General features: G+C 44.3%; 19 protein-coding genes. 4 read left to right on the top strand and 15 right to left on the bottom strand.

Annotation, left to right across the window (positions count from 1 at the left end; all coding sequences use genetic code 11):
- The first annotated feature begins 41 nt into the window (after positions 1-41).
- Both D829_RS32390 and D829_RS0109405 read left to right on the top strand, forming a co-directional pair.
- On the top strand, positions 42-428 hold the full coding sequence (locus tag D829_RS32390) for an S-Ena type endospore appendage (protein WP_017688626.1): 387 nt from the start codon (positions 42-44) through the stop codon (positions 426-428).
- 1,778 nt (positions 429-2,206) lie between these two features.
- Positions 2,207-3,430 carry an IS110 family transposase gene (locus tag D829_RS0109405; protein WP_017688629.1) on the top strand — a complete coding sequence of 408 codons (1,224 nt, stop codon included), beginning with the start codon at positions 2,207-2,209 and terminating at the stop codon, positions 3,428-3,430.
- A 232-nt stretch (positions 3,431-3,662) separates the two neighbouring features.
- On the opposite strand, the gene D829_RS0109410 is transcribed toward D829_RS0109405, so the two are convergent.
- From D829_RS0109410 to D829_RS0109440, 7 genes are all read right to left on the bottom strand, one after another.
- Positions 3,663-5,753, bottom strand: coding sequence for a serine hydrolase domain-containing protein (locus D829_RS0109410; protein ID WP_017688630.1), 2,091 nt, complete (start codon positions 5,751-5,753; stop codon positions 3,663-3,665).
- A gap of 34 nt (positions 5,754-5,787) precedes the next feature.
- Positions 5,788-7,242: an alpha/beta fold hydrolase gene (locus D829_RS0109415; RefSeq protein ID WP_017688631.1), complete on the bottom strand. Its 1,455-nt coding sequence runs from the start codon at positions 7,240-7,242 to the stop codon at positions 5,788-5,790.
- Positions 7,243-7,369: 127 nt separating this feature from the next.
- The gene (locus D829_RS0109420; RefSeq protein WP_017688632.1) at positions 7,370-8,350 is read right to left on the bottom strand and encodes an alpha/beta hydrolase; all 981 of its coding nucleotides are present in this window, start codon (positions 8,348-8,350) and stop codon (positions 7,370-7,372) included.
- A 224-nt stretch (positions 8,351-8,574) separates the two neighbouring features.
- Positions 8,575-9,945 (bottom strand): HAMP domain-containing sensor histidine kinase, encoded by a 1,371-nt coding sequence (locus D829_RS0109425; protein ID WP_017688633.1) that lies wholly within the window; start codon positions 9,943-9,945, stop codon positions 8,575-8,577.
- Positions 9,942-10,616, bottom strand: a complete 675-nt coding sequence (locus tag D829_RS0109430; RefSeq protein ID WP_017688634.1) for a response regulator transcription factor — start codon at positions 10,614-10,616, stop codon at positions 9,942-9,944. Before D829_RS0109430 ends, D829_RS0109425 begins: the two co-directional genes overlap by 4 nt.
- A gap of 20 nt (positions 10,617-10,636) precedes the next feature.
- On the bottom strand, positions 10,637-11,170 hold the full coding sequence (locus D829_RS0109435) for a GNAT family N-acetyltransferase (protein WP_017688635.1): 534 nt from the start codon (positions 11,168-11,170) through the stop codon (positions 10,637-10,639).
- Positions 11,171-11,215: 45 nt separating this feature from the next.
- Entirely contained in the window at positions 11,216-11,821 is a 606-nt protein-coding gene (locus tag D829_RS0109440; protein ID WP_017688636.1) for a TetR/AcrR family transcriptional regulator, read from the bottom strand.
- A 281-nt stretch (positions 11,822-12,102) separates the two neighbouring features.
- Between D829_RS0109440 and D829_RS0109445 the strand changes: the two genes are divergently transcribed.
- A complete protein-coding gene (locus tag D829_RS0109445) occupies positions 12,103-13,542 on the top strand; it encodes a DHA2 family efflux MFS transporter permease subunit (RefSeq protein WP_051153919.1) in 1,440 nt (479 codons plus the stop codon).
- Positions 13,543-13,640: 98 nt separating this feature from the next.
- Here the strand turns inward: D829_RS0109445 and D829_RS0109450 are convergent, their stop codons facing one another.
- The 3 genes from D829_RS0109450 to D829_RS0109460 all read right to left on the bottom strand — a co-directional run bounded on the left by D829_RS0109450 (position 13,641) and on the right by D829_RS0109460 (position 16,518).
- Complete coding sequence (locus D829_RS0109450) at positions 13,641-14,876, bottom strand: cytochrome P450 (protein ID WP_017688638.1); 1,236 nt, start codon at positions 14,874-14,876, stop codon at positions 13,641-13,643.
- A gap of 215 nt (positions 14,877-15,091) precedes the next feature.
- On the bottom strand, positions 15,092-15,379 hold the full coding sequence (locus D829_RS0109455) for a hypothetical protein (RefSeq protein WP_017688639.1): 288 nt from the start codon (positions 15,377-15,379) through the stop codon (positions 15,092-15,094).
- Positions 15,376-16,518, bottom strand: coding sequence for an FAD-binding oxidoreductase (locus D829_RS0109460; protein ID WP_017688640.1), 1,143 nt, complete (start codon positions 16,516-16,518; stop codon positions 15,376-15,378). The genes D829_RS0109455 and D829_RS0109460 overlap by 4 nt, the downstream gene beginning before the upstream one ends.
- Before the next feature lie 295 nt (positions 16,519-16,813).
- Here D829_RS0109460 and D829_RS32395 point away from each other — a divergent pair, with 295 nt between their 5' ends.
- Entirely contained in the window at positions 16,814-17,629 is an 816-nt protein-coding gene (locus D829_RS32395; RefSeq protein WP_017688641.1) for an AraC family transcriptional regulator, read from the top strand.
- Here D829_RS32395 and D829_RS0109470 read toward each other — a convergent pair.
- The 5 genes from D829_RS0109470 to D829_RS0109490 all read right to left on the bottom strand — a co-directional run bounded on the left by D829_RS0109470 (position 17,626) and on the right by D829_RS0109490 (position 22,912).
- Entirely contained in the window at positions 17,626-18,267 is a 642-nt protein-coding gene (locus D829_RS0109470; protein ID WP_017688642.1) for an HAD family hydrolase, read from the bottom strand. The two genes, D829_RS32395 and D829_RS0109470, sit on opposite strands and share 4 nt — an antisense overlap.
- A 39-nt stretch (positions 18,268-18,306) precedes the next feature.
- Positions 18,307-18,900 carry a DUF1349 domain-containing protein gene (locus tag D829_RS0109475; protein WP_017688643.1) on the bottom strand — a complete coding sequence of 198 codons (594 nt, stop codon included), beginning with the start codon at positions 18,898-18,900 and terminating at the stop codon, positions 18,307-18,309.
- Between the two features lie 305 nt (positions 18,901-19,205).
- Positions 19,206-20,450, bottom strand: coding sequence for an MFS transporter (locus D829_RS0109480; RefSeq protein ID WP_017688644.1), 1,245 nt, complete (start codon positions 20,448-20,450; stop codon positions 19,206-19,208).
- A gap of 80 nt (positions 20,451-20,530) precedes the next feature.
- Entirely contained in the window at positions 20,531-21,562 is a 1,032-nt protein-coding gene (locus tag D829_RS0109485) for an alcohol dehydrogenase catalytic domain-containing protein (protein WP_017688645.1), read from the bottom strand.
- A 42-nt stretch (positions 21,563-21,604) separates the two neighbouring features.
- A complete protein-coding gene (locus tag D829_RS0109490) occupies positions 21,605-22,912 on the bottom strand; it encodes an aminotransferase class III-fold pyridoxal phosphate-dependent enzyme (RefSeq protein ID WP_017688646.1) in 1,308 nt (435 codons plus the stop codon).
- Positions 22,913-22,918: the final 6 nt, after the last annotated feature.

A 22,918-nucleotide genomic window follows, 5' to 3' on the forward strand; every position in this document is an offset into this window, starting at 1 on the left:
ATTTGATACTAAATTTATTTTTTAGAGGAGGAACCTTATCTATGTGTGGAAGTAGTAATAATCAAACCATAGTGGTAGGCAATCATGAGTGTTGTAGTCAAGCCCCATTTGTGCAGGATAAATTGTGTGCTCCTTATACTTTGACAACCGCAGCACCTCTGGTCATCTATGCACTAAATACAAATCCATCTAAAACGTTTGTATCTGGGACAATATCATTAGACAGTGGACTAACTGGTGGAAACGTAACCGTTGACTTTCTGCTTGGTACTGCTATAGTGGAAACTGAAACTCTAACTGCACCTGGTATTCTTGCATTTACCAAAACTGGATTTACTTCAATAACATTAACAGGAGTAGGTGCTGCTCCATTTACACCTCCTTACCAGGGAGAGTTCTGTATAACTCCACGGTATGCCTTAGGTTAATGGTATGAATGGTTAAAGATCTATAAGCAAATGAAAGGAATATATAAATAGAGACAATAAATGATGCAAAAGAGCCACCATCTTCTCGAGGCCACTGAAGAACTTGTAGATTTCAGAACAACTAAGAGACACGAATCAAAAGACGACCTTTATTCCCAGTTTTTTGGGGTAAAGGTCGTCTTTTAAACTAGAAAATAATTGAGCAGACAATAGATGAATATCAGGAAGCTGTTTCATAGCTTTAAAGTAATGTGCACCAGAACTAACGATGAGGAAGGAAATTCGAATCAATGATTCGCTCTAGAAGTATATAATGATTGTGCAAATGCACGAGAAGGAAGGATTCTCAGATACGCCTTTCATCAGCTCATCCATGTTCCGATTATGAAAGGCACAGCTACTTCAGTAGTGCCTGCGATTTGGAGGGCTGAAGGGAAACGGAATTAAGTATGCGACTCTGTTTCCACTCTATGCGATTTGCGTAATAATAAGGTGTGCTGAAACAGGCATTGTCCCTCCTGCGAGAGGAGTGATAGTAAGTGCGGTGGAATTACCAGCAGGATTTCGTACAGTGAGTACTGAATTGATGACTGTTGTTTGCACAAGAGTCACTCCTATTAGCTGAGAAGTACCTGTTGCTCGCCCGACAACCGTATAGGCTAGCTCCGCGCCATTGAGTGTTAGAACCAGTTGGCCTGCTTCGGTAACACTCACCTGAAACAAGACCTGATAAGTGCCAATTGTAGCCAAGTTAAATGAACTTGGACTAACACTGGTTATAGTAGTCCCGCTAGTAGGTCCATCTTCAGGGAAACTTACGTCTGTACCCGGAACAACTGTTGCTGCGTTATCAGGAGGCATCAAGGCATAAAAATCTGCATAGCTTAATATTCCTACTGTTTGGGACTTACATCTCTGGCAACAAGAAAAATGGGAGTCACTTACATATATTCTCTGAGACATCTAAATCACAACCTTCCAGTTTATTATCCTATCAGTCCTGCTTCTATATAATAATAGTATGCAAATTAAGTTATTCGGGGACATGCATTAGTACTATATGGAAATTCGCATTTTTTTCGAGACTTTGTGGTGAAACAACTCGCGATTGCGAAAAACTAGTTTCATTGCTGGATGGACGTCATTTCCCCCTGAGCACCAATAACTACTCTCAGAATACAATCTTGCACGCACATTGCGCCCGATCCATGCTTACCGTAAAGGGCATTAGTACTATTTCAATTGGTTAGGTGAAACTGCTTTAAAGAAAAATACTGTCAATAGCGTCTATTATTTCGCCACTGACAGTATTTTGATATAACACTTTGCATTATCGCACGATAACTTCAGCTTGGAAAGAGGCTTCATTTGAGCTATCAGCCTCGATTAATTCCTAATCAGGGCTTTAACTACCTCATCCCCCACCCTACACGCTTTAACCTCATTTAGAGCTTCTACGCCCTTCCCGCACGAAAAATTTAGCCGTCATTTATGATAAGGTTCACCGCGCATGGTCTTAAACTATCCTGCCCGTTCGTATTATGAGATCAACCAATTCTTTCTGGTTGATCCTTTTTGTATTAACTTCGAGGATTAGGGTAGCCGGGTCGAACGTACCTGCCCGTGGGACCAGATCCCGAGCGCTATAATGTTCACCCCTACTTGTCATGACCATGATTGAGGCTGGTTGGGACATCGATCCCGTATCACATGCGATGCTGTGGAGCGACAAGGAGTTCATTGGGGCTACCGGTTAATTGATTTCGAGGAGAGATAAAATGAACCCTGTTATCGGGCTAGACATATCTAAAGAAGAAAGCCACGGACAAGCTTTCTTAGATCGAGGAAAAACATACCGAGGGATTTTCTATTTCCAACACACACGGGATGGGCTTGAGATATTGCTTCAAGTTATTCAGGACATCGAACGTGAATCAGGTCATCGGCCTACAATCATTCTGGAAGCAACCGGGCACTATCAAAGCCCTGTCGTTCAATTTCTAGAGGAACATCACTATGTATTTATCGTAATCAATCCGCTCATTTCCAATCGGTTTCGAAAAACGAATCTCCGTAAAGTGAAAACGAATGCTGCTGACGCATATCTTCTGGGCGAGCTGTACTATAGAGAGGAATTCGAACCATTCAAAAAAAGAGGTGTGCAACTTCTTAATATACGTTACCTGACGCGACAACACGAGTCCTTCTCTAAGATGTGTGTGCAGACGAAGTTGCAATTCCAAGCTGTTCTGGATCAGGTCTTCCCAGCGTATAAAGGTGTTTTTGGGGCTATGTATTCTAACGTATCTCTTCGCTTCTTGCATGAGTTTCCGACCTCATCCTACGTTTTAAAAGTCAGTGAAGAGACACTTAAAATGACAATCAACGCACTGCTATCTTCAAAACGTGGGCGATCAGAGAGGTGGATTAATGAACGGGTTCAACGGTTGATGGTGGCTGCAAAACAAAACCCATTTCAGCAAACTATGTATGAGAGCCACGTCATCAATCTTAAGATCTTAATTAGCCTGATTCTTCAGTACCAGGAGCATCTTGCTATGTTGGAACAAACCATCGATGCCCTGGCTACTGAGATTGAAGAGTATGATTTAATCCAGTCGATTCCCGGTATTGGCCCTAAAATTGCTGCAACAATTTTATCGGAAATTGGTGAAGTCGATAGATTTGATCATCCTAAGAAACTAGTTGCCTTTGCAGGCATAGATCCCAGTGTTTTTGCTTCAGGTAAATTTACAGCAACCCGGAATCGAATTACCAAACGTGGTTCCAGGCAGCTTAGGTACGCACTAGTTATGGCGGTACAGTGTGGCCTAATCCGATCTCGCAACACTCGAATTAAAGAGTTTTACGAACGCAAGAGAGCTGAAGGCAAACCTCACAAAGTGGCATTGGTAGCATGTGCGAACAAGCTAGTTCATTGGTTGTATGCCATTTTGAAAAGTAAGAAACGTTCCGTTCGGTATAACAAAATAATGGTATAACTCTCCAATTAAGCTCGGATTGGAAGGTTATTTGGTATGCTTATTAATAAATATAACACAGGCTCTCGAGTTGTTTTGCTGGAAATGTTGACAAGCTATTAGCTGGTATAGCTTAACTGAAAGACAGCCCACTATTTAGCCGACTGTCTACTTGAAGGGGATAATACCATTCTGCAACTTTTTTCTGTTCATGTTCTTGCTACCTTCAGTATGCTACCTTACTAGAATTCGTCTATTTTAATGAAATCTCAAACTTGGAATCCATGTCACCTGCAAATACAATGCGGCCGTTCTCTGGTAACACAACCTCATTCTTACCGCTGACCACGGTGTGATTAATACAAACACCCTTCTGATCATATACAGCAAAGGCGCCATTTGCAGGCATTTCCACCGTCATGACTTTTCCCTTCACCGTTGCCGGTATCGAAAACCATCTGGCATATCCATCTGCTTGAATCGTTGCTAGAGATTGTTTACCCGAATAGAGTGGTCGTACCATTTCCTCACTGGCGTATATGCTACCAATGGCTGTAATGTACTCTACTCCGTTCTTTTTAGCAAAATAGATCTCCTTTGTATCACGTCCAGCCAGGCCAGGGATTTGCAGCTCCGTGACTGCTTCGTTTGCTCCAATAATCTTATTATTGGATATATACCCTGGGGTCTCTTTGTCCAAATGAATAGGGAGAATTGGTGCCGAATTGAGATAAACCGTTGATGTATATTTCTCATTCACCAGGTAATATTTTTCACCTTCACGCTGCTCCCATGAGGCCGTAATATCTTGGGATAACTCATTGGCTTCCAGCTTCTCCATTTTATATTCGGAGAAAGCCAATTGTCCAAGTCCTGGCAAGGATATATAAGATCGATACCACAGATAAGTCCTTCCATTCTTCTCCTTAACGAATTTCAACTTTTCCGTGCCTTCATCGTTAACAAAAGTACCATCCGCTGTATAGGTGTATTTTTGAGCAGGATCACTTGGAGCTGCGGGTGTGGATACAGTCATTTGTCCAGCAGTATTCATTTCGATCTTCTTAACCGAATTATTGCCGCCATATATACCTGCATTCGTGGCTATTTCTTTAGGTATATCCGCCTTCACTGGCACACCAAACGATTTTTCCGGCTTCCGTTCTGTGATGATCCCCTTTTCCTCAAGTGCGCTGAGTAATAATTCACTCGCAATGAACTGATCTTTGGCACTTGTCCCACCTGATGAGGTAACGGCTGCAGCCAGATTATATTCCGGCAGTACGACTAATGATGAGTGATACGATATGGTATCTCCACCTTTTGTTACTGCCTTGATACCGTATTCACTGAATGGGTACAGATTTACACTATCCCACCCTAAACCGTAAGATATAGACGTATCGCCATCCTCTGGCCACATGCCTTTTTTGTACTCTTCTTGCGCCATGGCTTCTACAGACTTATCGGTAAGAATGCCTTGGACCTCTCCCGTGAAGATTTGTGAAAACTTCGCAAGATCTTCAGCGGTGGAATAAATGCCTCCAGTAGCGATAACATTATAATTCTCTTGTGGAAGCTGACCCTCATATATAGGAGAATAGATTCCCGCCATTGCTGCCGTGTCAACCACATCCTGTGGTGTTTTGGTATGTTTCATGTCCAAAGGTTCCGTAAAATATTGGTGTATAAAAGCTGTAAAACTCATGCCGCTAACACGTTCAACCATAATCTCGGATAACGTAAACCCATCGTTACTATACACCGAGAATGCGCCGGGATCTGCCTTCAGGTTTTGACTCGCCAATTGCTCGAGAAACGTATCATGTGAATACGTATCATTATCCCCGTACAATGTGGCATTGCTGCCAGTACTACCCAGCAGACCGGAAGAATGATTCAACAGCATGCGTGGTGTGATTTGTTTGTAGCGATGATCTTTCATCTGAAAATCAGGTATATAGTTCACAACAGGCAGATCCAAATCCACCTTGCCTTCATCAACTAACTTCATAACAGAAGCTGTGAGGAACATTTTACTCGTTGATCCTATGCCATAGATCGTATCCGGCGTAAGTGGCACCTTGTCCTTTAGATCGTTCTTGCCTGTCTGACCGGACACCACAATCTCGCCACCATCGATAAGGGCATATTGCAGGCTTGTTATTCCATGCTTCTCGGTCAGTAATTTGGCTTTATCCGCTACTATTTTCTCGGTTGGTCCATACTTCAGGTCGCTGCTGTTACCGGCAGTTGGTGCGGCCAGTACTGACATTGGAGATAACATCATTAACGCCAGAGTTAAGGCGGTGATTGAAGTTCGTTTTCCCTTTTGTCGTCCCATTCACATCATCTCCTGATTTAAATGTTTTGGTTGATTAGAGTTCTTTTGGATCTATAAATTTCACCTCTGGATACAAGTCGCTCGGCCCCTGAATCAGAGTTCCACCCGTTCCTTTCAGTTGCTTATTAAAGAAATCAAGTACATATTGATTTACGATGTTTGATCCTCTTTTACCATTGATGTCTCCTGTGATTCCGGACAGTTTAACCAGCTCCGAATAGAATTGAAGGTCCGTGAAATTGAAGTGTTGGGTTCCTTCTATATAAATCACATCTCCCCCATGTTCGATAACATTTTTCATAATGTGCAGCTCATCTGAAAGAAATTTGGTTACTTCATCATCCGAATTTCTATCCATTTCAAAATTGGCTAACCAGTCTTCAAAACTTCCCGATCGGATGAACATAAACGGCTTGTTTATATCATCTCTATTTTCCACTTCATATAGTGACCCATCCATATTAACCCCGGCCTTGATTCTCTGATCTAAATACGTTGCATTAAACGCGGTTGCACCCCCAAAAGAATGGCCCATCGCGCCGATGTGATCTAGATCGATTTTTCCTTTAAACTGACTTTCGATTGCACCTGAATTCAGCTTTTCGATTTGATCGATTACAAACTCCACATCTTTCGTCCATATATTCCCTGTTTTTGTACGTTCATCTAGTGTAGTCGTACTTTTTTTATAATCCGTTACACGGCCATCTGGAAAAAGGGTAGCAAAGGTGCTGTACGTATGATCGATGGTGACCACGATAAACCCATGACTGGCCAGATTCTCGGCCTGTGATGCTTGAAGAACTCTACTGGTTCCCATACCATGAGATAGCAGCACCACGGGATAAGGACTTGTAGAAGGTAATATTTCTACATTTTCATAAGAGTTGGTTTGACTATACTTCCAGTAGTTGAGCACAAATTCGGGCAGTTTTAAAGAAGCAGAGAAGCTCTGAATATACTTTTTGAACATTTCTTTATTATTTGGAAACAGCGTGTCACGCTTGTTGTTATTCATGTTCTCAGTAGGGTACCAGACTTGGACCATTAACTCCCTCTTATCGCTTTGATAATCAGTCAACACTTCATCTCTGTTCTGATCCGTAAAATGAAAGGTTTGAGTACCCACTTTCTCTGGACCATCCGGCTTCGGCAAATTAAAGACAGGTAAGTATACAGACAAGACAGTAGAACCAACCAGCAGAATGACAATTAGGGAAGATAAACTATATTTCAACAGCTTTCCTATTTTTAGATTTATCATCTTTTCGGAATGTCTGAGTAAAACAATAAGTATGAATAGAGCCGTCATGATATATACCAGAAGCAACTGCCATCTGTATCCCTCAACCAACAATTGAACTACGAGTATAACGCTACTTCCTATACCCAAAGCCAAGCCTGTTTTCTTTGCACTTCTTTTAATAAATAGTAGGTCTACGAGTAAAGCGAAACAGGATAAAACTAACAGTATCTCAAATAATCTCATTTGAATGCCTCTCTCTCATCACGGCAACGGCCGAATTAACCTATTATGGAAAAACCGCCCCACAGGACGGTTCTTCATATTCGTTTATACATATCTGTGAACTCACGAGTGAGCTTTTACAAGAACGTTATTTCGCTTCGTTCATAAATGCTCTAACATCTTCAGCTATTTCTTTAGATAACGTATGGTGCAAGTAATGTTCGCCATCCATTGTGATTACTTTTCCATGTACCGAGTCTTTGATCTGTTCTTCGTGCAAAGGTATCCATCCTTTTACGCCAGTATTATTCGCCTGTATAAGGAAAAGAAGTGGAAGGTCTTTAGGGAAGGTTAAACCTTGAGCTTCTTTAAAATTGGAAGCAATATGATCCATCTCATTCAATGTCGTGGAACTGTTCGAGTTTTTATTCGACAACATTTTCATTTGCTCTACGGTGTGATCATCAAATGCGAGACCAGCATAGGGGTCACCACTAAATTTGACCACCAATCTTTGGAGACCTGATTTTTTAAGGAAATTGAACATTTTCACAGGTAATTTAGCATCCATACCCGGTTGTGTTGGAACACTGCTATCAATTCCGACGAATGCAGTTACCTCATCCGGATATTTGTTCACATAATCAATGCCGTAAATGCCTGCAATGGAGTGGCCCATCAGCATGTATTTGTCAATATTAAGCTGCTGTAGAGCTTCATGAATTTCACTTACGATATTCTCTGTGGTTCTCTCTTTTTCCGTTGCATCACTTAAGCCATAACCGAAAGGCTCCACCGCTACAACTTTGTAATATGGAGATAACTCGTCGATGAGAAGCTTAAAATCAAGCGCTGGTGCAGCTGTTCCGAAACCTGGAATCAGCACGATCGTTTCTTTGCCTTCACCTTGAATGAGCACATTCATATTTTTCCCGTCTACGGATACGTGTTGACCGTAAGGCTCTATCTTTTTCGCCTCTGAATTGCTACTGATCACATTCGTAATATAAACAATACCTAGAAACAGAATAATGGCGATTACGATTGCCCCTAATATTTTTAGTATAATGTTTCGTATTTTCTTGGCCCTCGATCCATTCTTTTCTTTCTTTTCCTCTGTTTGTGTCACTGTCATCTTCTCCTGTCTTGAACTGTTGGTTAGGCTGCGTCATTGCCGTTAATGAAATCTTAACGAATGAAGATGTACTCCCTGTGACGGCAATATGAACTGAATATGAACAAGCAAAAAAATACCATATGTAACATACAAGGAAGCTTGCATGTTACACATGGCATGATAATTCGGTTTAGATACTCCGAGGTATATTTTATTCATTGGCCTACCCTGTGAGCCTAACTATCCGTTGGTGTACTGATTGGCAACGTGACAAAAAAGGTCGTTCCTTCACCAGGTTCACTTTCCACCTGGATGTCACCCTGATGAAGCGATACGATCTGTTTAACGATAGCGAGTCCCATCCCGCTCCCGTCATATTTACGACTGTGGGAACGATCTGCCTTGAAAAAGCGCTCGAATATACGCTTCTGGTCTTCAAGGGGAATACCAATGCCCGTGTCGGATATTCGGACAGTCACATTTTTGATATCCTGTTTGATACTGACGCTAATCACGCCACCATCTTCAGAGAACTTGATTCCATTGCTGAGGATATTCGTCCATACCTGATTTAACTGGTCGTGATCTGCAGTAACTTTAACCGCCTGCAAATCAAGCTCAAAATGAATGCTGCGAGCAGACCATTGCGGCTGGAGCGCCACAATGACCCGCCTGATCTGTTCATCAAGGCTTAATGTGATGAGTTTCAGTTGCTGTGACTGCGATTCAAGCAAACTCAACTTGAGCAGGCTATCACTCATTTTGGACATTCGCTTCGCTTCAGCGATGATAATGTCCAGATAACGGCTTCGTTCGTGATCTGAGAGATTGACTTGCTTCAGTGCCGAAGCGTAACCGGATATCGAGGTGAGCGGAGACTGAACCTCATGCGAAACATTTGTAACGAATTCCCTGCGCATCTGCTCCAACTGCTGAAGATCATGCATCATTTCTTCAAAGCTGCGGGCCAACGTACCAATCTCAGTCGTTTGTTTAATGTTCAGCTTGACGTTGAAATCTCCAGCTGCAATCCGTTTGGTCGCTTTGGTCAATTTTTTGATCGGTCTAACCAGATATACAGAAGCAACCAGAATCAACAAACTTCCTGCAATCAACGAACAGCTTGCAAAAATCAAACCAAACTGGACCACAAAAGAGGCTGAGGGCGGTGAGAGTGTTTCTAGAAACATCGCTCTTGTACCCATTTCCGTCTTGATCGGTAGCCCCAAAAGAACGGTAGCGATACCTTTAGGTGTGTCCTGCACAACCCCTCCGTTTAACACCTTCTTGAGTTGATCCGTCGATACGGGGGATGATTTATGTTCATTAAGCTTCCCATAAGACTGGAACTTGCCCGTTGCATCATAAATTCGAATATGATACGAATCAAGCTGTTTCATTCTACTAACGAATGATTCTGCTTCATCAACAGGCAGCGTCTTATAAATCTGCACAACGTCCTGCCCAAAGTTGCGTATGTTAATTTGAGCATTTTCATTCAATTGATCTTCGAATATCCAGGTTGACATAAAAAAAGAAATGATCGTACCTGCGATGACTGACACCAGAAAGGTCAGAACAACACGAATATATAAGGATCTGATCATTCATAGACCTCAAGTCTGTACCCTAGCCCACGCACCGTTTCAATCCGAAAATCAGGTGTAGTCGCGAATCGTTCGCGCAGGCGCTTAATATGTACGTCTATTGTTCGATCATCTCCGGCGTAGTCAATTCCCCATATCTGATCGATTAATTGCTCACGTGTATAGACTTGTCCTGGTGTTCCAGCAAGCTTATACAGCAATTCGAACTCCTTAAGTGGTAACGTAAGCGACTCCGTGCCTCTCATCACCTTATACGTCTGACGGTCCAGAATGACGTTGCCAAACTGGATTGTATGTGTGGAGCCGATTTTGTATCGTTTCAGCAATGCTCGGACACGTGCCGTCAGCTCTAATGGATCAAACGGTTTGGTCAAATAATCATCCGTACCCAGTTCGAATCCTTTTACCTTTTCCCAAGTCTCTCCTCTCGCCGTCAGCATGAGTAACGGGAGGTCGGGATTGGCTCTTCGGAGTTCCTTGCACAGTGCCCATCCGTCCATAACAGGCATCATAATATCAAGGACGACCAGATCCACTGGAGTTTCGCCATATATAGTGAGAGCTTCCTTACCGTCCGCAGCTTCCACTGTTGTGAATCCATCGTTTTTGAGAAATAGACAGACGAGTTCACGAATGTTCGCATCGTCGTCTGCAACGAGTATAGTAGCCATAGGTTTCTCCTTTTCTTTGCTTATAGTAAGTCCACAGCAAACATCGTATGTTCTTTCAACGTTCCCTGGATTGGCACAGGCTGTGACCCATTCTCCTTGAATCCTGCTTTTTGAAGGACACGGATGGAACCTGTATTATCGGGCACAGCGCCAGCTTCGATTCGAGTAATTTCAGTTTCGTGTTTGGCAAATTCCAGTACACATTGCAGAGCTTCGCTCATATATCCTTTTCCTTGATGCAGAGTATCCGTCACATAACCAACGATCCATTTCGGGGTAGAATCCAGTATGATCTCAAACAAAGAAATTTCACCGACGAGTTCATCCGTTGTATGTAGAAAAACTCCAAAAGAATAGCGATTTCCTTCTTCTCTCTTGTTGTTCCAGCTCTCAATGAGTGACCTTTGCCCTTCCAAGCTGTAGACAGACTCATCCCGATCACTTGCTGATATGTTCTCAATTTCCGCACGGTTGCGAACCTGTAGATCCAGAAGCAATGAGGCATCATCCACATTCCAAAATCTCACATAGATACGTTCTGCACTATATTCCATTACATTATCCCTCCTCTATTAACGTTAGGTGTAATTGTAGCATGATTATATCAGGTCATTATAAGAGTACGAGCGAATCAACGAGAATTGTTTCGCCAGGAAATGAGGTGAATAGGGCATATCATTACGCAGCCAGGCAACGATGGTTCCAATCAGGGCGGAAGAACCGTACCAAATTGCAATCTCCTTGTGAATGCCAGATTCTTCGAGTTCATCCTCCATCTCTACCCGATCAATTTTGGCTTTGACCAGCGTACTCAACAATTTGAGCAGTCGTTCGGTAAAAATCGGTGTGCGCTTTGTAGCAAGAACCACTTGATAGAACGAGGCGTTCTCTGCAAAATGCTCCAGTAACTTGACCAGAACAGGCCAAGCCTCTTCCGTTCTTTGCTTCTCAAAATGAGGAGCATATTCATCCACGATCCGCTCAATATTCTCGATCATCTCGTCGGCCATCTTCTCCATCATATCCGTGATATCTCGATAGTGCAGGTAGAAGGTTACCCGATTAATCGTCGCTCGTTCTGCAATTTTGTTCACAGACAATTTTTCAATATCCATTTCCTGCAGTAATTCAACAAATGCACTTCGAATTAACTGACGTGTTCGCAATATTCTTGGGTCCACGGCTGATTTCTTCTCGTCTTTCACCTGTATCCCTCCTTCAAATTTTAAACATTACAATTTTAAACGATAAGTCGTTTATTTTTGATTTACACAACAAATTCATTTCTTTTGTAAAATAAACGACGAAAACACGTCATAACGTAAATTGTAATCTGTCCGAATATGTATATAATTCAATAAATACAATGTAAACTATACAACACGTTGTAAATTTAGTCACGCGTGGATTGAAAGGATGAAAAGGATTGAGTCAGGCTAGAGTACAAGAAGAATTATCCGTAAAGAAAGGCCCCATCCTGTTTATCATGATTTTGGGAGCCTTCCTTGCAACATTGAATCAAACGATCATGAGTGTCGCTACACCGGAACTGATGGGTGATTTTAACATCTCCGCCGCAACAGCACAATGGTTAACGACAGGTTATATGCTGGTGAACGGGGTACTTATCCCCGTTACGGCCTACTTCATGCAACGCTTTTCAACCAAGCAACTATTCCAAGCTTCAATGTTTATTTTCCTGATTGGTACCATCGTATCCGCTCTTGCAACCAACTTTGGCACATTGCTGACCGGACGCATGATTCAGGCAGCGGGTGCAGGTATTATCATGCCGCTCTTGATGCACGTTATTTTGACCTTGTTTGCCCCTGAAAAACGAGGATCTGCGATGGGTATGGTTGGTTTTGCCATCATTTTTGCCCCTGCAATCGGGCCTACCCTTGCCGGTTATATCCTCGAGAACTATTCTTGGCAAACGATGTTCTACGGCATGATTCCATTAACTCTTATTGTCATTGCCTTTGCATTTGTATACCTGAAGAATGTATCCGAACGGGTCAACACAAAGTTCGACACAATCAGTGTGGTGTTCTCCACTATCGGATTTGGCGCATTGCTCTATGGTTTCAGCAGAGCAGGAAGTCTGGGATGGTCAAGTGCAGAAGTTCTTATCTGTATCACTGCAGGAATTGTTTCCCTTGCCCTGTTTACATGGCGTCAGCTCGTTTCGGAGACTCCCCTGCTTGATCTGCGGGCTTTCAAATACAACATGTTCTCTCTGACTACGGTCATTAGTATCGCGATTACAATGATCATGTATGCTGACATGATGTTGCTTCCCTTGTATCTCCAGAACGCACGTGGTTACACTGCACTGGAGTCCGGATTATTGCTTCTGCCAGGTGCGCTTGTCATGGGCTTCCTGATGCCAGTAGCCGGAAAATTGTTTGACCGATTTGGAGCGAAATGGCTCGCTGTTATCGGGATGGTGATCACCATCGTGACGACAATTGGTTTCATCGACTTAACGGATTCAACCAGTTATGGTTACCTGGTATTAATGTCTACCGGCCGCCGAATTGGTATGGCTCTGCTCATGATGCCGATTCAAACGGCGGGGCTTAACCAACTGCCACCAAGACTCGGTGCACACGGTACAGCTATCTCCAACACCGTCAGACAAGTGGCTGGCGCTGTAGGTACTTCATTGCTCGTGAGTGTCATGACCTCCCGTACAACGGCACACGTACAGGATATGATGGCGACTGGTGCAGCCAATGGTCTCAGTCAAAAACAGCTTGCTACAGAATCCATGATCCAGGGTATCAATGATGCTTATGTTGTTATCATCGGTATCGCTGTAGTGGGATTGGTCCTTTCCTTCTTTATCAAACGCACCAAACAAACCAAAGAGGAAGAAATCAAACAGGTGGTAAGACAAAAAGTTTCTATGAATTCAAATTAAGGTGTCCAGCCTCATAATTGCTTGCATAACAAAGCGGCAGATCAAGACGTTTACGTCTGATCTGCCGCTTTTTAGGTTGTGTCCCGTATGATTCCTTCTCACTCCGCAACGATCTTCACTGGCAGATGGGTCAACGACTGCCCCGGAGCTGAAGTGGCCAGATTATTCTCCAGATCAAAGGACTCCACCGGTTCGATCCGAGCGATCTTCTCTACAAATGCAGTCAATGCAATGCTTAGTTCCATTCTTGCCAGCGGGGCACCCAGACAAAAGTGTGGGCCATTACCAAAGGTAAGATGTCTTTTGTTATTCCGACGATGAATATTCAGCTCAAAGGGGTCTTCAAACATCTGCTCGTCCATATTGGCTGCACTCATCCAGGAGATCACGACATCTCCTTTTTTCAAGTCTACTCCGAGCAATTGGTTATCCTGCTTCACTGTCCGATGTCGCTTGGCATTATGGAACCGATAACGAAGCATTTCTTCCACTGCGAGCGGAACCCATTCGGGGTTCCGCCTGAGTTGGCCATACAAGCTCGGGTCATCGTAGAGGAAGGAATAGAATGTATTTGAAACCATATGGCTTGTTGTCTCAATACCGGCTCCGAGCAGGAGCATGGTCGTGCGAACAACCTCATCCTCCGTGAACTTCTCCCCCTCAACATCGACATTTAACAGATCCGTAATGATATCCTCACCAGGATGAGTCCGTTTATGAACCACAATGGGGTACAGGAATTGATAGTACTCTTGCGCCGCAGTTTGCTTTTTCAGTTCACTCTCCTCAGCCGTCTTTGGATTGATGGGTTGAAACAGAATATCTACCCAGTTCTTGAAGCGATGGCTGTCTGTAAGAGGGATGCCGAGCAGATCGGCCATAACCATCGAAGGCAGAGGAGCGGCCAACGCTTGAACAATATCAATGGTCGTATTTGGCTCAATATCTGCTACCAGCTGCTGTGCAATGTTGCGAATTCGTGGCTCCCAGTTTTTCAGACTACGCGGTGTAAAAGCAGCAGATAACAACGAACGACTTTTTTGATGACGAGGAGGATCGAGACTTGATATGTTTAATTTGTCTGGAGGTGTACCTTCATTGTTCTTCGCTCCAACGGCAATGGTCGTCCGGGTTCCTTCGGCTGAAAAATACTCATGATTACTGAGGACCTGCTTCACATCATCGTATCTGAACACATTCCAGGTGTCTGTACCTTCGTGATAGTACACAGGATGCTCGGACAGCATTTTTCGAAACCAGTGAAGTGGGAAAAACTCTTCAGATCTGGACTGAAACCCCGTAATGTCCTCAACATGTATCACTTCTTTATACATTTTGAATCCACCTCTCAGCATCGTTTCGTGATTGGTTACATGGGTACCTGAATTGACAGTTCAGCACCTGATCCCATTTTATACCATACGTTCATTTATTGATATAAACCATTTGAACTAAATGAGAAAAACCCCTTAATATAAGGGGTTTTCGTTTTATACGTATCGTATATTATTTCTGTCGGTGTTTCAGAGAGATAAGCGATACGAACCGATCAATCACCTAGTTTCCCCATTGCTTCCTGTAGCTGTTCCAGTTGTTCAGACAGGGTTTCAATCAAGTTCTTCGTTTGGCTTGCCTTCTCCATTAAGATTTGCTCTTCAGAATTGTCTTCCGATGCATTCCTGATTGGTGATGACTTCAATTCCGACAATTCGCGTTTGTATGTTTCTTGTTTCTCCGAAGCTATTCTCAGTTTTTCTTTCGTCGTACCGATCTGATGCTCCAGATATATGATGTCGGACGAGTTCGCTCCATCGGATACACGTTGTGAATATGTCATGACTCACCTCTTTTAATTTCATCCATTGCTTTGCCAACAGTATAGGACTCAATATCGATATCCAGCTCCATGCCGAGAGCTAGTTTCGCCAGTTGACTCCCGATAAAAGGACCCATGGTCAATCCAGAGGCTCCAAGTCCATTCGCGGTAATCAGACCTTGCCAGCCTGGGACAGCCCCCATTACTGGTAGAAAGCCAGGTGTGAATGGACGGAACCCAACTCTTACTTCCTGGAATGTGCTATTGGCTAGCCCCGGCGCCAGTTCCAGACCTTTATTCAAAACTTCCTGCATGCCTCCTGCGGTTACTCTTGTATCATAACCCTCCACATCATTTTCATGAGTGGCACCAATCACGATCTTCTGTTGATCAAAGGCCAGCAGATATTGGTCTGAAGGTGGCATGATCACAGGCCAACGGCCTGTATCCTCCCCATCCGTGACATGTAGATGCATAATTTGTGCCTTTTGATAATGCACTTTAAAGTGTATGCCGAGTGGCTTCAGCAGTTCGTTGGCCCATGCACCTGCACAGACAACGACTTCATCTGCCAGGAAACTCTGATCATTAACACTCACACCAATGACCCGATCCGCTTCGAATTGAAGCGTGGCGTCTCCATGGATCACTTCAGCTCCATTTCGTTGTGCAGACCGGATCAAGGCATCGCGCAGCGCCCTTCCATCTATACGTGCAGCACCGCTGATATGTACCGATTGATAACGTTCATCCAGCAATGGAAAACGTTCACGGGTTTCTTTGACATCAAGAGGTGTAATGTCACCAATCTCCGGTGCATCTGTTTTGCGAAGATGGGCCCGCTCTTCCATCTTGTTGATTTTGTCCACATCCGTATGAATACTAAGTGCGCCCACTTGAGCATAACCAGTTTCCGTTTCTCCTTCGCCTTCAAGCTCCGCTATGATGCCAGGATAGAACCGCGCACCAGCCTTGGCGAGCTGATACCAGTCTTGATTGCGACGCTGTGACAGCCATGGACAGATGATACCGGCAGCTGCATCCGTTGCCTGTCCTATATCTTTTCGGTCTATGATGATGACCTCTGCGCCATGTTTGGCTAATTGATAGGCTGTTGATGCCCCCAGAATACCCGATCCGACTACGATGACTTTCTTCATGTTTGCATTCCTTTCTATAATCACTCACTCGTTATAGCGTATAACGTTTCGCATTCTGTTGGCAAGGCAGGCGTACTTTTAGATCCATAAATAGAGGCTGATCAGACCAAAGTTCATACTCATTCATCCAATAAATAATTATTGATGCATTTATATGAAAACGTTTTATATATTGCTCGTCATTCAATTAAAATTATTCCATTTATGTAATATAATTCTTTCTAGGTTTCTTTTAACTCTGTAACCACGCCACTTACGCACATGATCCTTTAACGAAAAGAGGAATAACACGACGATGCCGAAACCTAGCATGGGGAATCCGCTGGATACCGATATGCCGCTCATGATTACAGGGCAAAACCAGTTGACCGTTGATGAATTGATGAATTGGAGCGACCATTCACGGGATTACAGCATTGTACAGTGCATCGGAGGAACAGGACGAATCGCAGCAAAGAATCATGAATTTTCGATCAAAAAAGGAACCGCTCTCATTTTGTTCCCGGAGGTAACCTACCGTTACCACAATCTGAGTGATTCATTACGATTTGATTGTCTGTCTTTCAATGGCTATTTGTTGCCACGGTTCTTGCATACCTTGCAGATCGGGGAGCTGCGCGCCTTCAAGCCGGATGGAATGCTTCATATCCTGTTGCGTGAAATTACGTTGGCGCTGCAGTCCCGGCACAAGGATCAGATCTGGCACGTATCCGCATTACTGTACATGCTTTTGGTCAGATTAACCATTGAAGGTGAACGCTATAGTGCTTACGAACATTCTGATGCCCGATTAAGATTGGATGAACTCATTACTTTTATCAAACAAAATTATCATCAGGATATCTCTCTCCCCATGTTGGCTGAGCAGATGGACGTAACCGAACAGCACCTCAATCGCATATTCAAAAAAGAATTTCAAATGACTCCACTGGAGTATCTGATGCGATATCGGTTGTTGAAAGCCAAGGAAATGCTCATAGAAAATAACACTACTACCGCTCATGAAATAGCCAAAGCTGTTGGTTTCAACAGTGCCAGTTACTTTGGATCGGTGTTCAAAAAATACGAAGGGATCTCCCCTATCGAGCTACGCAAGCAATATCTGGATTAAAGAGCCTCCATATCGATCTCGGCCAGCGAGGATAACCGAAGTTCATGCATGGCGAATTCCAGACCACGCGTTACCTCGTTAGGCACGATGATACAACGAATACCTGCTGCATTGGCTGCCTTCAAGCCATTAGGTGAGTCTTCGAACACAATCGCTTCGGAAGCCTCGATCCCAAGACTCTGGAGAGCAAGAAGGTACAGTTCAGGGTCCGGTTTCACTCGCTTCACATCCTCGGATGTATGAACGACTGTGAAATAATCGAAAATGCCTAATTTCTGCAAGTAACCATGCACCCAGTCCCGTGTGGAGCTGGAAGCAACCGCAAGCTGAATCCCCTTCTCCCTCGCAGACTGAAGCAATTCATGCACCCCTGGAAGAATGGCAGCCTGTCCCAAATAGACTTCGTATTTCTGTTCAGAGAGAAGTTTGATATGATCATGATCTATCTTTTTTTGGAGCGCTTGCTCCAGATACAGAAATGGATGAAATTCCTCAAAGGATGTCCCCACATTTTTCGACCATAGCTCCAGACCAAGTTCCACTCCATGCTCTTCATAAATATCGCGAAACGCATAGTACCAGGGTGTCTCCGTATCCACAATGAGTCCATCAAAATCAAATATAAATGCTTTTACCATGAACCTGTTCTCCCTCCAATGATCTGCCGGGGGAGCGGATTAGAAGCGTGCGGTCAAGTCCGGATGAGTAACGTTCACTGATAAAAAGTGACACGTACAGCCCGTTCCAGTCGGCGATTGTGCAACTAATCCAGCTCGAAGTTCCCCCTGAATCGGCATGCCGAAATATCGAATTAGTTTCCACTCTTCCCCATCGGGTGAATAAAAGAATGATATGCAGTCCTCTACTTTGCGTATACGCAGATAAGGATTAGGTACGGAGACTTCAACCGAATTGCAATCATCGGATGAACCATCACGTGTCACCACCGACACGATGGTAGGCACTTTTCCATCATACTCAAAACAAATTTTGCACCAGTTAAGATCATCCGCCATCACCATCAGGCATCCGGAATCATATTGATTTTTCATATCAACGGTTAATTGGGTTGTAATTTCGAAGTCCTCAGGTACAGGCATGGACAGAAATGGTGCGGTTGCACGAATATGCTTGCCCGCTGGATCTTGGAAAAAGTCGGTGTCAGCCTTCGTTTCCACCAGCACACCTCCCTGATCCGTATAGGACCAGCTTTCGGGCTCGTTCATCCAGCTCCATTGCTTCCGTGCTTCTGTTGTCATTACGTTAGTCATTTGTTAGCAGCCTCCCAAGTTAAAATATGTTCTAGAGGTAGTTCAAAAAGTCCGCTTTTGATTACGAAGGATGCCTAGTGGCATCATCAGCATCGAATATGGCATTCAGCCGAAATAAGTGTGGGCTTACGAAGTATGTTTCCTTCGGAAACATTGCGGTTGCTCACGTAGCTCTATCTACGCTCCGCTACTCCATTTCTAGCTTCATCCCATCTTCTCGGTACTGAAAACCGCTCTTTTTGAACATGCATTTACTAGTTTTTTCTGTACTACATATTCGCTCCAGATACAGTAAACCCCTTTTTCTACATATTTTTGTAAGGTTCCAGCACTTGGGAGTGCTTTTGCGGATCTGGCAGGAAGAACATAATGACCATGAGTACGATATATAGACCAAGAATGACACTGAACAACAGTGTTGGATTGTGATGGTAGAGCAAGCCCGTCAGGTAACCGGATGGAATGGCTGTAAGCGTCATGACTGTCTGCACGGCCGAGAACATGTCGGCTTTCTCATGTGTACCCAATCGGTTCATCAACAGGGAATCCCGGTACGTCTGCAAAATGAAATTACCCGCAGCGAGCACGATTAGCGTGAGAAACAACATCCCTATATTCCCCACAGGGATCAATAGAAACAGAATGGCCCCGGCCGTACTAAGCACAATGGAAAAACCAACATACTTCTCTTCCGAGCGCCGTTTCAGTCGCGGAATAATGACCAGGTAGAGCAGCATGACGGTTACCGCGGTCACTACCGGGATAAACGAAATGACACGGTCATCAAATTTCAACTGTTCCTTGAAGAAAATGACCTGAAAGAAATTCAGCTGCAAGATCAGATTGGACAACACCGTGATCAGAATAATCGGAAAAAGTCTCCGTTTGTAGAACGATTTTCCGAACAGGCGCAGACTGGAACCCAAACTCTGAAGCACGCGGGTTTTACTATGCAATCCCATAAGCTCCTTGCCGACCTCGGTCTCATCCGTGTATCGGTTACGAATGAAGAACATGGCGGTCATGAGGATGCCCCCGACAAAGTAAATGCTGGCGAGTGTTGGCACAATACCATAATCAGCAATGACCACCCCGGCAATAGGCGTTAATACCCCGGCTCCTGTAATGATCATGTTGAGAATGGCAAATACCTTCGATCGTTTGTGTTCCTCCACATCCTCTATGATCAGACAGTTAAAGGCGACCGTTACAAACTTGGATGTTGCGTTTAGTAAGTAGGCGATCAGGAACAGCCAAAAGTTCTGAGAGAAGGCCCAGATGAACATGGGAACACTCCAGGCAAGCAGATCAAAGATCAGCGTTGTTCGTTTGCGCCCCAGCTTATTCGTAATGGAACCCGCAAACAATTGAAAGATAAAGGCAAAATAAAGATTCACCGAATTGATTAAACCGATTTCTATGTCCGAAAGTCCGGCTTCCTTCATATATAAAGGAGCATAGAAGAGAACGATCGTGCCCGGAATGGCCCATACCGGTTCGAGAAAAATGGAGTAGCGTGGATTCTTCGGCAAATCTTGAAGCAATTTCAATCGATATCCCTTCCTTCTGCGGTTTTCACCGCTGCGAATTCCAACTTCTCGCAGCGGCAAACCCGCTAATGTCTACATGCTTATAGGATAAGAGCTGTTTTGACCGAATTCATCGGCAGTTTCTCTCCAGTATGCATGTCATAACCAATCGTTCCATTAAAGGCCTGTTCATAATCACTCAGCAGTTCCTTGGCTGTCACCATCTGTTCCAGTTCCGGGATACTTTGGGCAAATTTCAGTGCCGTACTGATCATCGAGTGATTAGCCACCGCGCCAATGATACTAATGCCATCATTAATCACGGCTGTTGATTTGAACGTCACCTCATAGCTGTCGTCATATCCCATAGGAATAATTTTGCCGCCTTTGGCAATCAGCTCAAACCCGACATGAAGCTGGTTACCAACCGCGTCCACTACAATATCAAACTTTTTGTTATTATTGATCTCGTATACTTTATCCAGTGTCAGATCCTGAGGATAGAACACATGATCCGCGATCCCTGAAGCGAACTCTTTGCGGTATGGGTCAACTTCCGTGCCTACCGTAAGCCTTGCCAATCTTTTGCTCACAAGCTGACACAAGGAACCGATTGCACCAGAACCGAGGACCAGTACGGAGTCACTGGGCTTAGTCCCTGCTTTCATGAACGTCTGAAGTACACATCCCAGTGGTTCGATCATCATTGCCGTTTCCCAACTCATGGAATCCGGGATGGCATAGATATACTTTTCGTCCCCAACAAAATATTCAGCAAAGGTTCCGTGTGTCGTCATGCCTACTTGATAGTCATCAAAATTCTCGCAGTAGATGAACAGACCCTCACGGCAGTATGAGCAGGTACCGCAAGATTGCGTGGGATCAACCAATACACGATCACCGATCTTGAAACCACGAACTTCGTCGCCCACCTCAACCACTGTGCCTACGCCTTCATGACCAATGATCGTTCCTTTATTTGCCGGCACTTTGCCTTTGACAATATTCAGATCTGTACCGCAGATGCCGGAACCATAGATTTTAATTTTCACCTGGTTTGGCTTTTGAATGGTTGGCTCCTCAATCTCCTGATAAGTCACCTGTTTGAGATCCTGATATACGAGTGCTTTCATTGAATAATTCCTCCTAGTCGATTGTCGATTATGATCTATGGATTAAGCTTCAAACGTTTTCGAAAGTTGCATCGCATGAAGATGTTCCTGCTTCTGAATCTCTTTCCAGTCTGACAGGATCTGCAACAGCGCTTCCTCGACCCACAGCAATTCTTCCCGTGTATGGGCATCGGAGAAAATAAAGTAACCCTTGGTGAAAATGCCGAAGTGTGCCATTCTCTTCACCATGAACTCGCGGAAAGGATCTGTCTGGAAGTTATCTTCAGCCAAGGATTGAATGCAGAAGCTTGCATACGTCCCCTTCACTTCCAATTGATCCGTCAATCCGAGTAACACAAGTTCAGATTCCAGACGATCCATGATCCGGGTTGCCGGATCTCGCCAAGTCGGCCATACTTTCGCACTCTTCATTAATCGTTCACAGGCAATGGCTGCCGCGAGCGCTGTCGTTTCGCTGGAATGAGCATTACTGAATCTGACCTGTCCCGACAAAGACATCAAGTGCTCAGGCCCCATAACCGCTGCGAGCGGTAAACCGTTGGCCATACCTTTAGAGATACAGAGCAGATCAGGCCAGATGTCATATTCTCCTGCTGTAGCCTGCTTGCCCATTCGAATACCGGAAGTTACCTCATCGAATATGATAATGATGTCCAGAGACCGACATAGGTTTACGGCTTGCTCCAGCGCGTCCTTTTTCCACTCGTTGGGGCATAGAACAATACATGCGATATCCTCGGGAGACGCGGTAATCTGAGCCTCAATTCGCTCCGTAGTAGGCTTGTTAACCCAGATCGTTGAACGCTCGATATCTACCGGGATGCCACGTTCTTTCGTCTGGCCACCATAATAACCGTAGGCAGACCAGTCGTGCCACCCATGATAAGCTGTCGCAATAACCTTGCTTTTTCCACTAGCGGCACGGGCCAGACGCACGGCCCCACTCACTGCATCGGCACCACTCTTGGTGAAGCGCAGCGATGGATAACGACCCTCGAACCGCTCCAGAATCAACTCCGCACATTCAAGCTCGATGTCGGCAGGTAAAGAAAAGCTTGTCCCTTTTTTCAACTGGTGAATGACAGTTAATTGAACTTCATGTCTGGCATGGCCCCATGGCGCCGTACCCATGGCCATTTCGCAATCCAGCCATTCATTCCCGTCGATATCTGTAAATCGGGAATTATAAGCCTCTGCACAACATACGGGGGTATGCCCCGGAAATAAACGTTCAGGTGCTTTGGCTAAAGTGCTGCATCCGCTCGGAATTACCTTTTCGACTTGTTCCAACCACTCCAGATTACGGGTAAATCGTACGGCACGATCGAGCGTGCTCTCTTTTTCTTTCACCTTAAG

The organism is Paenibacillus sp. PAMC 26794, from assembly GCF_000316035.1.
In the GTDB taxonomy this organism is placed as follows: domain Bacteria; phylum Bacillota; class Bacilli; order Paenibacillales; family Paenibacillaceae; genus Paenibacillus.